Source organism: Rhodococcus sp. 06-470-2, assembly GCF_002258235.1.
Classification (GTDB): Bacteria; Actinomycetota; Actinomycetes; order Mycobacteriales; family Mycobacteriaceae; genus Rhodococcoides.
Map to the genome: position 1 here is coordinate 17530 of NZ_NOYB01000040.1, position 17611 is coordinate 35140.

The following is a 17611-nucleotide window of genomic DNA, read 5'->3' on the forward strand; positions in this document are numbered from 1 at the left end:
CTGGGGTAATCTCAGCAAGCGCCTTTCGAGGCGCGGCGGGCTGTGGCGCAGCTTGGTAGCGCACTTGACTGGGGGTCAAGTGGTCGCAGGTTCAAATCCTGTCAGCCCGACAGATAGATGCAGGTCAGAGGCGGTTTCGGAGAGATCCGGGGCCGTCTTTTTTGTGTGCGTGCCGCGGGGGTGTCACTACTCAATGCTTACACGGTCGAACTCGGCGCTGAGGCGCTGTCCAGGTGTATCCGCTGGTGTCCGGCGATCTGCGTGCGTCGGTCGAATGGACCTGAGCGGACGGAGCCACTTTGTTCAGCTGGTTTGCTCCTCGTGGAGCTACTGGGCCCATAGGGGTCCGTGTCGAGCTGCAGCTCGGACGAATCGGTGGCTCCGGTTCTTGTTTCGTCCAGATCCGCTGTAGCGCTGCCGCAGGGGTTCGATCCGGTTCCGTCAGCGGTCAGTGCTGATGCTTTGTCCGGCGAGGGACGTCGATGCGGGAAATGTTGGTTTTGTGTTCGTACAGAGCGAGGTCGGCTCGGGTGAGCATGTCCTCGAGAGTCGACTCGCCTGTGTTGTGTGCGATTCCGACGCTCAATTCGATCGAGAGGGTGGAGTCGTTCAAGTCGATGGGTGCGCGGGCTGCACGGCGTAGTCGTCGGCGGAGTTGTTCGGGCTCGTTCGTCGTCAGTGGTTCGTCATCGTCGAACATCGCTATGACGAATTCGTCGCCCCCGATCCGGCCGAGGACAGTGTTGGAATTGCACAGGTCGGCGAGTCGGGCGGCGGTGATGCGTAGAACGTGATCGCCGACGAGATGGCCGTGGGTGTCGTTGATGGTCTTGAAGTTGTCGACGTCGATGAACAATATTGCTGTGGGGAGCGATATTTCGGCGCTGACCCTCTCGATTCGTTCGAACAGAGCAGATCGGTTCAGCACTCCTGTGAGGTCGTCGAGTCGAGATTTGGCGAGAAGTTCTCGGTATGCGTCGAGTAATCGTGTGGCTCTGTGAACTGCATCGGTGATGTTGCGGAAACTGACTGCGACAACGTCCTCGACGTAGTTGGCGGTCACCTCCATGATCGTGTCGGGGCGAAAGAGTGCGGGTGCTTCGATGCTGACCTCGCCGCAGGTGAGCAACGCGTCGCGGTGAAGGTTGTCGAAGTAGGAGCCCTGGGTATCGGGGAGCGCGTCGTGCAGATGTCGTCCGATGAGCTGATCCCGGGCGATGCCGAGGTGCCGTTCGGTCTGCGTGTTGACGTAACGGATTATCATGTCGCGGTCGAGGATCGCGAAGCCCAGCGAGACGGAGTCCAGAACTGTACCGAGGCGTTCGCTCGTATCGATAAGCGGTCGGACCTGTGAAACCACTCCGGTCAGAACCGTCGGATGGCCATCGGGCGCGGTTTCCACGGCGACACTTCGAGTGAGAATGTGGCGAACGGTGCCGTCGGAGAGAACAACCCGGTAGATACACTCCGCACCGACGTCGGCGCTTGCGTCCTCGTAGAGTTGGACCAGCAGGTGCGCGTCGTCCGGGTGCACACGTTCGTGCCAGATCTCGATTGCAGGCCGGGGATCGAGGCCCGCCTCGAAGATGTCGGCGGCACGAGCATCCCATTCGAGCCGCCCGGTGTCGATGAAGTATCGGGTGATGCCTATCGATGCGTTCGGCGTCTCGATCCCCGAAACGTGATCGGGCCCCAGGTTGTCCTCACGATGTCGATCGCCCACGACAGCACGTCCGTTCCAGCTGCAACTGATCCGATAGGGAGTCTGCTCCGTTCGTCCCGATCGTGCCCGAGCTTTCGAGCGATCGGCCTCAACCAGAGCTCGGAGGCTGGACGCGTAGGTTGTAGCTTCGTCCCTTCAGCGGGGTGTCCTCGCTGTCTGGATACGAGGCCGTGTCGGGTCGGTGGTTCGATCACTTTTCGCAGCGGTGTATCGGTGTGGTGCGTGGGGCTTTCGGTGGATCCGCGTGGAGCAATCGATGTTCGAGCGTGTCCCTACTCGGTTCGACCGAGGGCGGATTGACCTGGACCGATCCGGGCGAGAGCGCCTGGTCAGCAGCTGTGTGTTGCGTCCGGGTGGGTCCATCGATGTAACGGTCGATCCAGCTGGGGGTCAAGTGGTCGCAGGTTCGAATCCTGTCAGCCCGACACATTGCAGGTCGAAGACGGTTTCGGAGAAATCCGGGGCCGTCTTTTTTCGTCTGTATGCCGAGTGACTGTCACCGCCCGGCCTGTGGCGGTGAGCGGTGAGCGGTGTGGCCAGATGCTCTCGTGCGGCAGCGAATGCGCAGTCGACGAATGCGAGCGTGAAGACGGGCACGACTACATCGGTGGAAGTTGCAGGTGGTGCGGGCAACCGTTCGGGGATCTCCGCCTCATTAGCGGTCCATGACATCGCCGGTAGGCATCTGGACTGTGCGCTTGCTCAGGTTGAGCCCGAGCTGTAGAGGCGCCGACATCCTGCGGTCGGGTGTTGGTCCGAGGGATCACTGATCTAGGGCATCATGGGTCCATGAGCGATCTCGAGTACCTCGCCACTTTGCTTTCCGCGCTCGATGGAGAGATCGCGCGAATCTCTGCCGCCGAATCGGGCTCCGACGAACAGGCATCGGCCATCGACGACGCGGCCGATGCCGTCTTCCGGTTGCGCGAGAAGGTCAAGGCCGGGTACCCCGGCAAGAAGGCCTATTACATCGCGGCGTCGACCGATCCGAATGGGATCAGGGTCGAGGGTATTTCGGCGCTACCCAGCAAACGCGCCCACGAACTGGTTCGAGACGGTGGTTGGATGCACGCGGATTCCAGTACCGTCCTAGAAGCTCTCGATGACGACCGGCTCAGTCGGTACCACGCCATCGCCGGACGCGGTGTTGCGCAAACATTTCGAGACTCACGCGAATACTTGGCAGAGGCAACGGGACTTGCCGACAAGTAGACCTATCGGATCGTCCGTGGACGAAGAGCGAGATCGCTCGTGTACGAGGATCACATACTGAATGCCCCGCTGAAGTCGAGGGGTGAGGCCTCGAGGTGTCGACCGCGGGGAGTGGCGTCGATGAGTTCGCCGTCGTGGACAACAATCTCGCCGCCCACGATCACGGTGACCGGCTTTCCTCGAAGTCGGTGTCCCTCGTACGGGGTGTAGTCGGTCGCCATGTGGAGTGATTCGGTGGTCACCGTCCATTCCAGTTCGGGATCCCAGATCGCGATGTCGGCGTCGGACCCCGGCATCAGTGAGCCCTTGCGTGGATAGAGGCCATTCGTACGTGCTGGATTCGCCGAGGTCAACTCCACGAATCTGCTGGCCGTCAGACCCAATCCGTCCACGTAGTGCGAGTAGATCACCGGGAGACGCGTCTCGACTCCGGGGAGTCCGTTGGGCATATGCCGCACGTCGTGGCTGTGCACCTGCTTCTGTGCGGTGTCGTAGCAGCAATGGTCGGAACCGATGGTAGTGACGTGCCCGGTGAACAGGTGACGCCCGAGTTCCTCGACCACCTCGGCCGAGCGCAGCGGTGGGCAGCAGACGAATCCTTCCGGTTGCTCACCCTCGTAGGCCGAGTCGTCGAGGATCAGATGGTGGGCGACCGATTCGGTGAAGGCAACAAGTCCTCGTTTGCGAGCGTCCGCGACCAGTTCGACGGCAGCCGGAGTGGACTGATGCACGAAGTAGACCGGTGCACTCTGTGATTCGGCGATCGCGAGAATGGCTGCGACCGAGGCGGTCTCGGCGAGCTCCGGCCGCGTTCGCGACATGTGTGCGGCATCGACACCGTCCGATGCCGCCGCGAGGTTCTGCGCGTCGGTGACGATCGCGTCGGATTCGCAGTGGATGATGACCATTCCGCCGAGGTCGCGAGTGGTCTGCATCGTGTTGAGGATGGTGTGTTCGTTGGCCATCGTCTCACCGGCATAGGTGGTGAACATCTTGACAGTTCGGATGCCGGCGTCGGCCAGCGTCTTCAGTTGGTCGGCCGTGGTGTCGGTCCACTCGACGACGCAGGCGTGCAGAGCCGAATCGCACAGTCCGCTCGACGCTTTCGCGCGCTGTACCTCGGCGGCGTCCAGCGGCTGTTGACCTGGACGGGGGATGGCGAAGTCGATGATCGTGGTGGTGCCGCCGAACACGGCCGCCGTCGTGCACTCCAAATACGAATCGAGCGAGGTGAATTCGCCGGAGGTGAACCCGACGTGGCAGTGTGGATCGACTCCACCCGGCATCACCAGTTTCCCGGTTGCATCGATGACCTCTGCTGCCGCGTCGACCTTGCTCCCTGGGGTGAGCACCGCAACGACTCTGCCGTCGTCGATGAGCAGGTCTGCCGGAGCGGCCCAGTGGGATTCGACGACCATCCCACCGCGCACGACCTTCATCGTGTGCTCGCGAGGTAGGCCAGCCATCCGCCGCGGTCACTGATGTCGGTGACACCGGCGGCCGTCAGATGGCTCTCGCGCATTCGCATCGACAGGGAGCCCGAGCCATCCGCCAACTCGATGACCCCGAGTTCGAGTTCCTTCGGTTCCCGGGGAAGGAGCTCGTCGCGCAATACGTCGTACTCGACCTCGTAGAGCTCGCCCGGTACCACGTATCCATCGGTTGTCACCGGGTGCAAACCGGGAAATTCGTTACGCACGGAGAAGAATCGGTATTTCGGTGCGGTATCGATTTTCCCCACGAATCGCGCCTTGTGCAACGCGTCGTTCAGGGTGCCGCCGGACATCGCCTGTCCGTTGACGAACATCGTGACCAGTGCCATTCAAAGCCTTCTTTCAGTGAGCTTGTATTCGGACGAGTCGGTTCGGAGAGAACGCTGTTACGTCGAGTTCTGGTTTCCTACCGTGCACCAGCTCGGTGAGGATGTGTCCCCAGAGCGGTGCGAAGGTGAAGGAGTAGGTGCCGCCTGCCACGAATAGTCCCGGGGCGCCGGCGAGTTCGCCGATGACCGGCATTTCGTCGGGCGTGGTGACCACGGGCCCGGTCCATGTATCGAGGAGCGCATTGTGGCTCAGCGCAGGCAGAAGCCGTCGAACCTGCTCCAGGTTTCCCGTGGTGCTGTCGGATCTGCTCGGGGCCGGCTCGCTGTCGTGGAACGCACCTGCAGGCCAGCCGCCGCCGAGGACGAGGCGTCCCGATCGATTCTGCTTGATCGACATTCCTTCCCCGACGTGCTGTACGAGCACTTCGAGCGTCCGGGGCGCGGCTTTCAGCGCGTGCATTTGCAACGACGTCGGGACGAGTTCGAGCGATGTCCCCGCCATCGCGGCGATCGGTGCCATCCACGGACCTGCAACGTCTATCACCACAGGTGCAATCCACGTCCCACCGTTGGTGTCGACGGTCCAGACGTCACCGTCGTGGGTCAGTCCGATCACCGGTGTCGACGGGTGTACAGACGCTCCCTCGGCCGCGGCCTGTCGCAACAGGGCAGGGCCTGCGAGGTCGGGTTCGGCGAATCCGTCCCACGGGCACCAGGTTGCGGCCTGAATGCTCGGGCCGAGCAGAGGTAGCGCCTGCCGCGCTTCGTCACCGCTCAGTACCTCCGTCGGAATCCCCGCATCGCGTTCCCATCGGTGCTTCGTGATGAGGGCGTGGACCTGCTCTTCGGTCTCGGCCACCATGAAGCCGCCGCACCGGTTCAGCCCGAGACCAGGCACGGTCTCGTCCAGCGTGTTCCACAATGTGCTCGTCGACTTCTGCAACGGAAGTAGCTGTTCGACGTCGACGGCTCGGCCCTGCCCAGGCCTGCGGGTGTGAATCGTCTGGATGTGCAGGTTGCCCGCGGTCGTACCCGAGCCGGCGGTGTTGGGCAGGGTGCGATCGAGTACAGCGACGCGGGATCCCGCGCGGGTGAGGGCGAGAGCCGTTGCTGCGCCGACGATTCCGGCTCCGATGACAACGACGTCGACTTCAGTTCGCATGCACAGCTCCTAAGGTCGCGTAGGCATCGTCGATACCCGATTCGACGATGACCGATTGCAGCGAGGCAAGCGTGTCGGCGTCGGTGACCGGAAGCAGTGGTTCTCGCACAGTGCCTCCTGGTTGACCGAGAAGGTTCATCACGGCCTTCAACTGAGGGATGGGGGAGGCGTAGACGCCGCTGTAGTCCGAGGCGATGAGCCGGCCCGAAAACGCGCGGTAACGATCGACCCACATGCGCGCGGTGTCGGCGTCCCGTGCAGCGACGGCCTCGTAGAACGGCACCGCGAAGGGCGCGCCCACCCCACCTCCGTCGATGTTGCCGTCCCCGCCCAGCTCGAGCAGCGTGGCAAGGCCGCGTCGATGCAGAAAACTCCCGAATACACGGACGCGGTCTGACACGGCCTCGACGGTGTCGAGCATGGCGAGCCAATCACCGGTGCTGTCTTTGATCGCGACGACGTTGTCCAGGTCGGCGAGTCGAGAGAACAAGTCGGGTGAGGTTCCCATGTCGACCGCAACGCCCCGTGGCCAGTTGTAGGCCATGAACGGCAGTGATGTTGCGGTGCTGACGCTTCGGTAGTACTGGAATGTCTCTTCCGCCGAGGTGTGTACGTAGGGCGGAGGCGTCGCCAGTATGCCGTCCGCGCCGACGGAAGCAGCGTGCTTCGCGAGCGCGGAGGACTGCGCAGCTGTGTACGCGCTGACACCGATCACGACAGGGAAGCGGCCTGCGACTGCATCGATCGATGCTTCCGTTACGGTCTTTCGTTCGTGGTCGCTCTGGCTGAACCACTCGCCTGTGCTGCCGTTCACGAGTACACCGTGAACTCCCGTCTGCGCGTAGAGATTCATCAAGTCGAAAATTGCCTCGGTATCGACGGCACCCGACTGCGTGAACGGTGTGGGGGCAGCGGGCCAGTAGCCGGACCACGCGACATCATCGCGATTCATGGGAGTGCCTTTCGGGCTCGGGACGATCGACGACGCGTCGTACCCGCATTTATGGGATCGATTGCATAGACTGCCTTCGGGGTGGTCGAGTCGTCAAGCCGGAAACGTACTTGTAACGCGACCACGGTCGAATATGTCTGTCCTAGGCGTGAAGCAAGAGAACGGAGAACCGATGGCGGTCACCTTGATCGACGTTGCGAGCGCTGCTGGGGTTTCGCGCAGCACGGCATCACGCGCGTTGAGTGGATCGTCGCTGATCTCGGCGGAGACACGGGCAGCGGTGGAGGATGCGGCCCGGGTTCTCGGGTATCGGCCGAACAGGGCCGCGAGCGCGCTGCGCTCCAACCGGTCGCATTTGATCGGTCTGGTCATGAACAACCTGCTCAACGCGACCTTTCACACTGTCGCCGAGGTCGTCCAAAAGAGGGCAGCAGCCAGTGGATTTCAGGTACTGCTCTGCATCACCGATGCCGATCCGGCGCGCGAGGACGACGTACTGGCCATGCTGGGCGAGCACGGCGTCGACGGAACCATCGTGATCGGCAGCGGTCGAAGTGCTGCGGCGTCGAATGCGCTTCTGGAGCAGGGCCGAGCGGTGGTCAACCTGATCCGTTCGGTGAAGGGGAGCTCTGCGTCGACGGTGCTGGCAGATGACGTAACGGGTGCTCGCGACGCGACAGCGCACCTGATCGAGCTCGGGCACAGTCGTATCGGGTATGTCGGTGGAAACGAGGATGCGACGTCCGGACGTGAGCGCTACGAGGGCTATCGACTGGCGCTGGCCGACGCAGGCATTCCGGTCGACGAGACGATCGTCCGGAAAGGCCCGTTCACCACGGAGTTCGGCGCCGAAGCGATCAATTCGTTACTGGATGCACCCCAGGCGATGACTGCTCTCTACGCGGCCAACCACGAGGCTGTCTTCGGCATCCTGCCCACGCTCGTCGGCAGAGGAGTGTCGGTGCCGGACGAGTTGTCGCTGATCTGCCACGAGGACATGCCGTGGCTCGCGATGTGGCAGCCGGCAATCACAGTCGTCGACAACGGTGCCGCTCAGTTGGCGAATGTGGCAATGGACCTGCTGTTCCAGCAGATCAAGGATTCGCTCGAACCCGATGGGCGCACGTATCGAATCGGTGCTCGTCTGGTGGAGCGGTCGTCGTGTGCCGCACTGTGATCGGTGAGCGCGATCACCTGCGAACGGTTAACAGTTGATGTACCGCGTGTCGGCAGTGTTAACCGCGTTGACGCCTCCGAATTCGTCTGCGACGCTTGATGCAATCGATCCCAAAAGATCGATTCTTCTCGAACAACTCCCTCATCGTCGCTGCCGCCCCGTCCTCGAACGTGTAGTGCTGCAGTCGATATGGAAAGGCTCGCTCAATGCGTAAGTTAACAGGAATCGCCGCTATCGCTGTCGTGGTGGCCGGCCTCACTGCCTGTAGTTCCTCGGACGATTCCGTAGCCGCGCCGACGGACTGCACACCCACGCTCGGTGCTTCGGACCTTGCCGAAGAAGGCGTACTGACGATGGCCACCAACGCGACTCTTCCGCCGATGCAGTACGTCGATCCGAACGGCGACGTGATCGGCATGCGTGTCGACCTCGGTAAGGAGATCGCCAAGCGCCTGTGTTTGACGCCGAAGTTCGTCAACATCGAGTTCGAGGCACAGATTCCCGGTGTGCAGGCCGGCCGTTGGGACATGATCGACACCGGAATGTTCTACACGCCTGCACGTGCCGAGACCATCGATCTCGTTCCGTACGAGGTGCAGGCAGTCTCGATCTCGGTGCCGTCGGGCAACCCCGAATCGATCTCCAGCGTGGACGACCTGGCGGGCAAGACCATCGGGGTCGAAGCGCCCGGATACGAATTCGACACGCTGACCGCCATGGCCGAGCAGTTTGCGGCCGAAGGAAAGCCGGCGCTGACAGTGCAGACATTCAAAACCAATGCCGATGCCTATCAAGCGCTTTCGGCAGGCCAGCTCGACGGCACGTCCATCGTCGAGTCGGTCACGTCGTTCTACCAGGAAGACGGACGATTCGAGACAGCCGTCGGTGGAATCAACGAGGCACCTCTGGCCATGGGATTCGCGAAGGACAGCAAATCCTCCGCAGAGGTGGCGCGTGTGCTGTCGGAGATGAGGAGCGACGGATATCTGCCCGACCTGTTCGAGCAGTACGACGTCACCGGATACGACGGCGATATTGCCGTGAGCACCGGTCCTCTCGACAGCTGATCCGACCAACGTAAGTCGAAAGGCACCCACATGTGGTCCTGGGACGCATTCTTCTCCATCCTGACGAGCACCCAGCTGCTCGAGGGCGCGTGGGTCACGATCTGGCTCACCGTAGTCAGCATGATCCTCGGACTCGCTCTCGCAGTGGTGGTCGCCTCCGCGCGATCATCCAAGCTCGCACCCCTGCGGATAGTCGCCGGGTTCTACGTGTGGCTGATGCGCGGCACGCCTCTACTGGTGCAGTTGGTGATCATCTATACCGGACTTCCTCAGGTCGGCATCAAATTGGGCGTGATCGAGGCGGCACTCGTGGGCCTGGTTCTCAACGAAGCCGCATACCTGTCGGAAATAGTCCGTTCCGGATTGCTCTCGGTTCCGACCGGACAGACCGAAGCGGCACGAGCCCTCGGCATGTCGCCCACGAAGGTCTTCCGCGTGGTGGTTCTCCCACAGGCGCTGCGGGTGATGATTCCTCCACTCGGCAACAGCTTCAACGGGTTGCTCAAGACCACAACTCTGGTGTCGGTCATCTCCGTACAGGAATTGCTGAGACGGACCCAGTTCCTGGTGCAGGTGAATTTCCGAGTGCTGGAAGGGCTCTGCGCCGCAGCGTTGTACTTCCTGGTGCTGACGACTCTGTGGGGGTTGATTCAGAAGATGATCGAAGTACGGGTAGGGCGTGGATACGACCGCAATTACCGCCGTAAGGGCGGTCCGTCGAGTCCGAAGCTCGACGACAGCGCAATGAAAGCCGAGGCCGTGAACCGATGACCAGTGCGACGTCTACTACCAGGAAGGCCACGACGATGGTCGAGGTCAGGAACATGACCAAGGCCTACAACGATCTCGTCGTCCTCGACGACATCGATTTCACGGTGGACAAAGGGGAAGTGGTCCTGCTGCTCGGGCCGTCGGGAAGTGGAAAGAGCACCTTGCTGCGCACGCTCAACTGTCTCGAGACCATTGAATCCGGGACCGTCCGAGTGTGCGGCGAGATGATGGGCTTCTCGGAAGGGGTCAAGCGAACGCCGCTGTCGGAGGCGCAGATCGCCAAGCAGCGGCACCACACAGGAATGGTGTTCCAGAGCTTCAACCTGTTTCCCATGATGACGGCGCTGGACAACGTCGCATCGGGCCCACGTCATGTCCTCGGCACGCAGAAGGACAAGGCGCGCAGGCAAGCTCAGGAACTACTCGACCTCGTCGGCCTTGCAGACAAGGGAGAGAACTATCCGTCACAACTGTCCGGTGGTCAGCAGCAACGCGTGGCGATCGCACGAGCGTTGGCAATGAAGCCCGAAGTGATGTTGTTCGACGAGCCCACCTCTGCCCTCGATCCCGAGATGGTCAACGAGGTGCTCGACGTCATGCTTCGACTCCGCGACGAGGGTATGACGATGGTGGTGGTGAGCCACGAAATGGGCTTCGCGAAAGCGGCCGCAGACCGAGTCGTTTTCATGAGCGACGGGAAGATCGTGGAGGAAGCACCTCCGCGCGAGTTCTTCGACAATCCAAAAAATGCTCGTACACAACAGTTCTTGAGTCGTATCCTCTGACCGGCCTAAGCGGGGCCAACCATGCGTGCCGTAGGCCGAATGAATGAATGTCGGGCGTCTTCGACTCACACCGTCACGCTGTGAATAGGGTGAGCAGTCGGAGTCCGATTTGTCCGACAGGAGCGTGTCAGCGTGAGTTCACCCATTCTCGTCAAGGGTCAGAACATTTCTCTGCCGGACGACGTGACCGAACTGGATGTCATCGTGTCCTGGGTAGACCCGGAGCGAGATCTCGATGCGTCTGCATTGCTGGTGAATTCGAGCGGGCACGTTCGGTCCGATGCAGACTTCGTCTTCTACAACCAGCCGGAGTCCGCGGACGCGACCGTACGCTACCGCGGGAGCAGTAGCACCGACGAAGGCAAACAGGAACGAGTGTCGATCCATCTCGATTCTCTCGCAGCCGAAGTCGAGAAGGTGGTCATCGCGGGTAGCTCCGACGATGTTCCATTGGGTGACTTCGGGAAACTGTCGATGCAGGTGCGGGATCAAGCAGGTTCGGTGCTCGGGGAGTTCCTCACTGCCGATGCGTCGTCGGAACGAGCATTGGTGTTCGGGGAGGTGTACCGACGGAACGGCGTGTGGAAACTACGCGCGGTCGGTCAGGGCTGGGAATCCGGATTGGGTGGTTTGGCCCAGGACTTCGGCGTCGACGTCGACGACGGCGAGCCCGAAGCTTCGGCGAACGAAGTTGTCGTGGTCGAGGTCGCCGACTCGCACGTGCCGGCCGTCGATACGACCGGTGAGATCGTCGACGTCTCGGTTGTCGATGTCGAACCGCCGAAACGCGGCGTTCGCACCAAGAAGCCCGTTGCCAAGAAGGTCGCGCCGCCTCAGTTCACCCTGGCCGGGGGAGAGGGGTGGCAGACGGCTCGCCTGTTCTCCGTGTCCGGTGTCGGATCCGGTGAGGAGCAGGAGAAGAGGGCCACCTCGGCGCTGATCGCGACGATGCAGGCGGTTCGTCCGTTCGCTCGCGCAATCTGCGCACATGCCGGAGCGCCGTCCGGTCCCTTCGAGGGCTACCTCGAAGTGCAGTTCGTCAAGGGCGAGGGCAAGGTCATCCCCGACGGTGTGTTTCGAGTATCGCGCGCGGGCCAAGTGTGGACAGCGTTGCTGGAAGTGAAAACCGGCACCGGCAAGCTACAGAAAGAGCAGCTCGAGAATTACCTCGATGTCGCAAAACGACATAAATACGAGACCGTTCTGAGTTTGTCCAACGACATTCCGGCCTCCGCCGGTGAGCTCCCGGTCCAGGTGAACAAGACCAAGCTGAACAAGGTCTCCCTGCGGCATATCTCCTGGTCCGAGGTCATTCACGAGGCTCGAATGTTGTTGTCGCACGGCGACCTTGCGGAGCCACTGCAAGCATGGATTCTGAGCGAATTCGTCCGGTATCTGACGCACCCGAAGTCAGGCGCGACGGAGTTCGTCGACATGGGTCGCCACTGGGTTGCAGTTCGCGACTCGGTCACCGCAGGAACGCTTCGCTCCGGCGATGTGAAGGCCTTGTCGGTGGCGAATACATGGGCGTCGCTGTCCAGGCACCTGGCCTTGCGGATGACTGCCGATCTCGGCGTTCCGGTGAAGCATCACCTCCCGAGGAAGTTCAGCGGAGATCCCCAGGCGCGCAACGAGTACATCGTCGAGCAACTCGTTGCCTCCGGTTGTCTCTCGGCCACATTGCGCATTCCTGATGCCGCCGGAGATGTCACTGTCGAAGCGGACCTGCGTACCAACAAGATTCAGTGCAGCACCGCTATCGACGCTCCGACCGACGGGACCGCGCTCCGACGAGCATCATGGCTGCTCAAGCAATTGAAGAACGCTCCTGCCGACATCCTGGTCGAAGCCGTGTTCGCAGACCCAGGCGAAATATCCTGCGAGAACTTGGCGACAGTGCGCTCGGACACCAAATCGTTGACCGCAGGCCGGATCAGCGAACTGCAGTACTTCACACTGACGTCACCGACCAAGATGGGTAGCAAGCGCTCGGGCTCTGCGGCCAGCTTCATCGGAAGTGTGACCGACGGCCTCGATTCCTTCTACCGCGACGTCGTGCAACCGCTGAAGCCATGGGTCCCGTCGGCCCCGGAATCGTCGTCCACCGACACTGCGGTCGACTGATTGCGCGACTGTACGAGTTGCCCCGACGTCGTCACTGATCCGGGCCCGCAGTGAAATTCAGTCGAGTATCGCCGTCGCCTCGACCTCCACGAGTACGTCCGGTTCGAAGAGGTAGTCGACTCCGATGAGCGAGGCGGGCGGCATGGGAGTCGGAAGTCCTATGTCGACTGCGACCTGTTCGACACCTGTCATGAACTCGCCGATCTTCTCCGGTGCCCAATGGGTGACATAGAAGGTCAATCGCACCACGTCGCTGAATGTCGCACCCGCACCTGCCAATCCGATGGCAGTATTTCTCAGCGCGTGTGCAACCTGACCCGCAAGGTCGCCAGGGGCCACCGGGGCACCGTCGACGCGGCGTGCGATCTGGCCACTGACGTGTACGTGGCGCGTTCCGGTACCTACGGCTACATGGTGGTACGGCACGTGCTGAGTCATGCCTTCCGGGCTGGAATAGATGACGGACATCGGCTTCTCCTCGATGGTTGCGGCTAGGTATATTATTGATACCTGGTGCACGAAAGTAACTTCAAGGAGACGTGGTTTCATGACCGATACCCCGGCCGTGCAGGGCGAACTCACCATCAGCGCGCCCCATCGCGAGTTGCTCGATCAGGTACTCGACAAATGGTCGCTGGCGGTGCTCGACGTACTCTGCGAACAACCCTCCCGCTTCAACGAACTGCGTCGCGCCATCCCGAACGTGACACAGAAATCGCTCACCGCGACATTGCGCAAACTCGAACGAAACGGTGTCGTCGAAAGGGTCCTGCTCAGTTCGCGTCCCGTCGCCGTCGAGTACCGAATCACGCGACTGGGGAAGACCCTTCGGATGCCGATCGACGCCATCTTGCAATGGGCTACCGACCACATGCCGGAGATCGAACGAGCTCGCGCGGACTTCGACCTCCTGTGACGACGGTCCGAAGATTGAAGCTGGCGAATTCTGGGCAAGCGGTAGTCATGACAGAGAATTCCAAGGTCACAGTCGAACGCACCATCGAAGCACCCGTCGACGCGGTATTCGATGTGCTGTCCAATCCCGAGCGGCATCAAGCTCTCGATGGATCCGGGTTCGTCCGGAGCGTGGACCACGCCGACCGCATTCAGAAGGTCGGCGAGAAATTCACGATGAACATGCAGGGCGATCACATGGGCGGCGAGTACCAGACCGACAATGTGGTGAGCGGCTACATCAAAGACAAGCTGCTCGCGTGGAAGACGGCGCCCGCCGGCAACGAGCCTCCCGGCTGGGAATGGCTGTGGGAGCTCGAATCTCAGGGCCCCAACGAGACGCTGGTCCGCCACACCTACGACTGGTCCAAGGTCACGGACAAGAAGTTGCTCCAGCAGATCAAGTTTCCGCTGGTGACCGAAGATCAGTTGAACGACACACTCGCTCGACTGGCAGTCGAAGCGACGTCCTGATCTCGAGCCGCAGGTCTCAGGTCAGCCGAAGAACGCTGTGCTGTCGAGATTTTCGATCGGCATCCAACGTCGAGGAACATCCTTCACCGTAGTCGCTGCCGAAAGATCGACTCCACGGACGGCCAATGCGGACGTCGGCATCTGATCGACGATCAGACTGATGGCGTACGTAGCGGCCGTTACGTGGAGGCACGGATCGATTCTTCCGGAGCAGGTACAGGACGCTCCGGTGGCGTCGGGGACCGGCGACAACTTTTCCGCTACAAGATCGGCGTGAACCTCGTCGGGGAGGTCACCGCTGCTCGCACCTCCGCGCGTGTGGCGGGCGAGAATGCGCATCACCGACTTTCGTTCCGTCGCCGTGTATCGGGGCAGTGAGAGCACAGCCGTCTCACACTTCATGCCCGCGGACACGACGCAGCGAAACTCACCGATCTGGTTGCGGTTCACGACAACCGAATCGTTGCGCACAAGACTGCGCGCCCGCGGGAGCATCGGGTTCGGCCGAGTGACAGCGATGGGCTCGACGCGCCGGATCCACTCCTTCCCCCACGGAGTCGACCCGAATACCGCGGCCCGAGGTGTGGTGGCCATCAGCGCGACACCGTCCTCAGTGACAGCGTCTCGCGCAAAGTCGAATCATCGAGTGCCGCCAGGGCCAACTCGTTGTTGCTCTCGGTCAGACCGGCTATCGCCTTCTTCCGGGTATGGAGTGATGCGATGTGCTCCTCCAGAGTTCCCTCCGTCGTCAGTGCCATGACCGCCACCGGCGACTTCTGTCCGATTCGGTGCACTCGGTCGGTGGCTTGCGCTTCGATCGCGGGGTTCCACCATCGGTCGTAGTGAATCACCGTGTCGGCGCGGGTGAGATTGAGGCCGTACCCCGCCGCGCGCAGACTGAGAACCATGACGGGGGATCGATTGCCGTTCTGAAACTGCTCGACCATCTCGTCGCGCTTGTCTACGTCGAGTCCGCCGTGAAAGAACGGAATCGGAGCTCCGGTGACGTTCTCGAGGTGCTCGGCCAGTATTTCCCCGGTTCGGCGGTACTGCGTGAACACGAGCGCAGCTCGCGAGGACTCGGTGAGCTCCTCGACGATGTCGGTGAGCCTGTCGAGTTTGCCGGAGCGATCGGCCAGGCGACTGACATCGCCCGTGACGAGCCCAGGATGGTTGCAGATCAGTTTGAGCTGGGTGAGCAGCGCCAGTACTGCCGTTCCCCGTCCACGGTCGGTGCCGAAACCGGTGTCGAATGCTTCCTCGACGGCCGAGTTGTACAGCAGCGCCTGCTCATTCGAGATCGGACACAGAACGTCGATGTGGTGCTTCGGCGGCAGATCCGTTGCAACCTCGGCCTTGGTCCGGCGGAGGACGACCGGCGCGATCGCGCTCGACAGTTGTGCGAGTGCGGTCGCCGAACCTCCTTGCTCGATGGGTGCCGAGAATCGTCGGGTGAACCGAGCCCGGGTTCCGAGCAGTCCGGGATTGGTGAGATCGATCAGTGCCCAGAGTTCGTCCATTCGGTTTTCGACGGGAGTGCCGGTCAGGGCTATCCGCGTGGTGGACTTCAGCCGACGCGCTGCGCGAGCAATCTTGGTCCGCCAGTTCTTCATCACATGCGCCTCATCGAAGAACACAGTGCTCCAGGATATTTCGCTCAATCGATGTGTGTCGGTGCGCAGGGTGGGGTACCCGGTGACGGTCACCGAACCCGCGTCGGCGCAGTGCTCGAGGGTGCGGGACGGTCCGCGGTACACGTTGACGACCAATTCGCCATCGGAGAAGTTCTCGATCTCACGGCGCCAGTTGCTGATCAGCGACGTCGGGCAGACGACCAGGTAGCTGCCCTCGCCTCGCCGCGCTCCGACGATCATGTGCGAAATGGCCTGGAGCGTCTTGCCCAGCCCCATCTCGTCGGCGAGGATTCCGCCGCCGCCGATCTCCTGAACCGTCGGCACCCAGGACGCACCGTGCAGTTGATAGGGCCTCGGAGTGAAGGTAGACGCACTCTCGGTCAAGTCGTCTTGCATGCGCAGGCTGGCGCGGAGCGCGTCAGCGGCACCATGTGCAGTCATCACGCTGGAGCCGCCGGCATTGGGAACAGCGTGCGCCGCAGGCGGGAGTGCATCGACGAGATCTCGTGGAACCCCGCTCACGTCGGGATTGTGCTCGACGTAGTTCAGGATCGCCAACCATCCGCGTGCCGACATGCCTTCCGCAGAGCCGGCTGCGGTTCGGAGCTCGCAACCGTTCGCCGCCACGAGTTGCGCGTCCACAGTGCGCACGGCAACGGTGCCGTCCGCGCCGGGAACCGCAAGCTCGACGGGAGTGGACTCTCCTTCGAGTGTCGCCTCCGGGGTGCTGTGCCAGACGGCGAAACAATGACGGTGAGGCAGATAGGTGACGTGAGGAGCTGGGTCTGTGTCGGCGGTCGAAAGCATGCACCCTCCGGCGAAGTTCGCTGCCTCGGCTGGGTCCGAAGCTGCCAACACCGTACGCCGTCCGGTGACATTGTGTCGCATCCGGAAATGGCTTGACTTTTCCCAAAATTACTGTCCTACAGCGCCATCGGATAAGACTCCGCGATGGATCGGATCAGGATTGCTAGAACACCACCACGTCGTGCGGCCGCCCACTGTTCCGCGGGCCATCGGCGCACCACATCGAGGGCACGCCGCATCCGTTTTTCGGAACGGAATGATCTCCCCGGTGTGTACGCCACCCTTCTTTATCGCTGATCTGATCGCGCGGCGCAGAACAACGCGGAGCTCGTCGAGTTCCTCCGTCGTGAGTGTCTTGGCGCGCCTGGACGGGGATTGCTCGCTCTGCCACAGCACCTCGTCGGCCAGTAGATTGCCGACGCCTGCAATGGCGGACTGATCGAGTAGTCGGGCTTTGAGAGGTGCACCACTGGAACCGATTCGGTGACGGAAGTCGTCGCGGGTGATCTCCGCGGCATCCGGGCCGAGAGCGTCGATATCGGGTTCGAGTCGAACCCGGCCGAGGCGGCGTTTGTCGAAGAGTCGAAGCTGTCCACCGTCGTCGAACGTCATGGAGAAGCGCGTCCACTCGGGCTTGTCGGTCGGGCGCTCACCGACATGAGGGTCGCCACCCCCGTACTGCGACGTGCGTTCACCGTCGGGAGCGGTGACGATGACGCGTCCACCCATCCCCAGGTGGATGCCCAGGGTCGGACCGCCCGAGCCGTCGGCCGTGACGGTTTCGCACCACATGGCCTTGCCTCGTCGACGCGCCTCGGTGAGTTTCCCGCCCTTCAGTGCCCGGGCGATATCGCCTGGCATGTGCGGTCGGCACGAACGTGTCGGTGTCGTCGATGTCGACGATGACGCGATCGAGGGCTTTTTCGACGACCTGTCGGGCGTTTTCC

17 protein-coding genes and 1 tRNA gene are annotated in these 17611 nt (G+C 62.1%); 9 read left to right on the forward strand and 9 right to left on the reverse strand.

The annotated features are described in order from the left end of the window. Nucleotides 1-36 precede the first annotated feature (36 nt). Nucleotides 37-110: transfer RNA gene (locus tag CH276_RS22885), tRNA-Pro, on the forward strand. A 338-nt stretch (nucleotides 111-448) separates the two neighbouring features. Here the strand turns inward: CH276_RS22885 and CH276_RS22890 are convergent. Beyond that, a complete protein-coding gene (locus CH276_RS22890; protein WP_094629405.1) occupies nucleotides 449-1723 on the reverse strand; it encodes a GGDEF domain-containing protein in 1275 nt (424 codons plus the stop codon). A 789-nt stretch (nucleotides 1724-2512) separates the two neighbouring features. Between CH276_RS22890 and CH276_RS22900 the strand changes: the two genes are divergently transcribed. Beyond that, on the forward strand, nucleotides 2513-2935 hold the full coding sequence (locus tag CH276_RS22900; RefSeq protein WP_094629407.1) for a phosphate acetyltransferase: 423 nt from the start codon (nucleotides 2513-2515) through the stop codon (nucleotides 2933-2935). A gap of 50 nt (nucleotides 2936-2985) precedes the next feature. Here CH276_RS22900 and hydA read toward each other — a convergent pair whose 3' ends face one another. From hydA to CH276_RS22920, 4 genes are read right to left on the reverse strand one after another with little or no spacing between them, the layout of a single operon-like run. Next, complete coding sequence (gene hydA, locus CH276_RS22905; protein ID WP_032398505.1) at nucleotides 2986-4374, reverse strand: dihydropyrimidinase; 1389 nt, start codon at nucleotides 4372-4374, stop codon at nucleotides 2986-2988. Continuing rightward, on the reverse strand, nucleotides 4371-4757 hold the full coding sequence (locus tag CH276_RS22910; protein WP_032398172.1) for an allophanate hydrolase-related protein: 387 nt from the start codon (nucleotides 4755-4757) through the stop codon (nucleotides 4371-4373). The genes hydA and CH276_RS22910 overlap by 4 nt, the downstream gene beginning before the upstream one ends. Before the next feature lie 13 nt (nucleotides 4758-4770). Further along, nucleotides 4771-5919, reverse strand: a complete 1149-nt coding sequence (locus CH276_RS22915; RefSeq protein WP_094629408.1) for an NAD(P)/FAD-dependent oxidoreductase — start codon at nucleotides 5917-5919, stop codon at nucleotides 4771-4773. Then, nucleotides 5909-6871: a dihydrodipicolinate synthase family protein gene (locus CH276_RS22920; RefSeq protein ID WP_032398170.1), complete on the reverse strand. Its 963-nt coding sequence runs from the start codon at nucleotides 6869-6871 to the stop codon at nucleotides 5909-5911. The genes CH276_RS22915 and CH276_RS22920 overlap by 11 nt, the downstream gene beginning before the upstream one ends. A gap of 172 nt (nucleotides 6872-7043) precedes the next feature. Between CH276_RS22920 and CH276_RS22925 the strand changes: the two genes are divergently transcribed. From CH276_RS22925 to CH276_RS22945, 5 genes are all read left to right on the forward strand, one after another. Beyond that, nucleotides 7044-8048, forward strand: a complete 1005-nt coding sequence (locus CH276_RS22925; RefSeq protein ID WP_094629456.1) for a LacI family DNA-binding transcriptional regulator — start codon at nucleotides 7044-7046, stop codon at nucleotides 8046-8048. Between the two features lie 206 nt (nucleotides 8049-8254). Next, complete coding sequence (locus CH276_RS22930; RefSeq protein WP_094629409.1) at nucleotides 8255-9115, forward strand: ABC transporter substrate-binding protein; 861 nt, start codon at nucleotides 8255-8257, stop codon at nucleotides 9113-9115. 30 nt (nucleotides 9116-9145) lie between these two features. Beyond that, complete coding sequence (locus CH276_RS22935) at nucleotides 9146-9886, forward strand: amino acid ABC transporter permease (RefSeq protein ID WP_094629410.1); 741 nt, start codon at nucleotides 9146-9148, stop codon at nucleotides 9884-9886. After that, nucleotides 9883-10671: an amino acid ABC transporter ATP-binding protein gene (locus CH276_RS22940; RefSeq protein WP_303396066.1), complete on the forward strand. Its 789-nt coding sequence runs from the start codon at nucleotides 9883-9885 to the stop codon at nucleotides 10669-10671. The genes CH276_RS22935 and CH276_RS22940 overlap by 4 nt, the downstream gene beginning before the upstream one ends. A gap of 132 nt (nucleotides 10672-10803) precedes the next feature. Further along, nucleotides 10804-12795: a TerD family protein gene (locus CH276_RS22945; RefSeq protein WP_094629411.1), complete on the forward strand. Its 1992-nt coding sequence runs from the start codon at nucleotides 10804-10806 to the stop codon at nucleotides 12793-12795. 57 nt (nucleotides 12796-12852) lie between these two features. Here CH276_RS22945 and CH276_RS22950 read toward each other — a convergent pair whose 3' ends face one another. Further along, nucleotides 12853-13263 carry a RidA family protein gene (locus CH276_RS22950; RefSeq protein WP_094629412.1) on the reverse strand — a complete coding sequence of 137 codons (411 nt, stop codon included), beginning with the start codon at nucleotides 13261-13263 and terminating at the stop codon, nucleotides 12853-12855. A gap of 79 nt (nucleotides 13264-13342) precedes the next feature. Between CH276_RS22950 and CH276_RS22955 the strand changes: the two genes are divergently transcribed. Next, entirely contained in the window at nucleotides 13343-13711 is a 369-nt protein-coding gene (locus tag CH276_RS22955; protein WP_094629413.1) for a winged helix-turn-helix transcriptional regulator, read from the forward strand. Nucleotides 13712-13758: 47 nt separating this feature from the next. Then, nucleotides 13759-14223: an SRPBCC family protein gene (locus CH276_RS22960; protein ID WP_032398164.1), complete on the forward strand. Its 465-nt coding sequence runs from the start codon at nucleotides 13759-13761 to the stop codon at nucleotides 14221-14223. 21 nt (nucleotides 14224-14244) lie between these two features. Here CH276_RS22960 and CH276_RS22965 read toward each other — a convergent pair whose 3' ends face one another. The 3 genes from CH276_RS22965 to CH276_RS22975 form a co-directional block, all read right to left on the reverse strand. Then, a complete protein-coding gene (locus tag CH276_RS22965) occupies nucleotides 14245-14817 on the reverse strand; it encodes a hypothetical protein (protein ID WP_141214773.1) in 573 nt (190 codons plus the stop codon). Further along, complete coding sequence (locus CH276_RS22970) at nucleotides 14817-16664, reverse strand: DEAD/DEAH box helicase (RefSeq protein ID WP_094629415.1); 1848 nt, start codon at nucleotides 16662-16664, stop codon at nucleotides 14817-14819. The genes CH276_RS22965 and CH276_RS22970 overlap by 1 nt, the downstream gene beginning before the upstream one ends. A 108-nt stretch (nucleotides 16665-16772) precedes the next feature. Continuing rightward, complete coding sequence (locus CH276_RS22975) at nucleotides 16773-17525, reverse strand: DNA-formamidopyrimidine glycosylase family protein (RefSeq protein WP_254923948.1); 753 nt, start codon at nucleotides 17523-17525, stop codon at nucleotides 16773-16775. Between the last annotated feature and the right edge of the window lie 86 nt (nucleotides 17526-17611).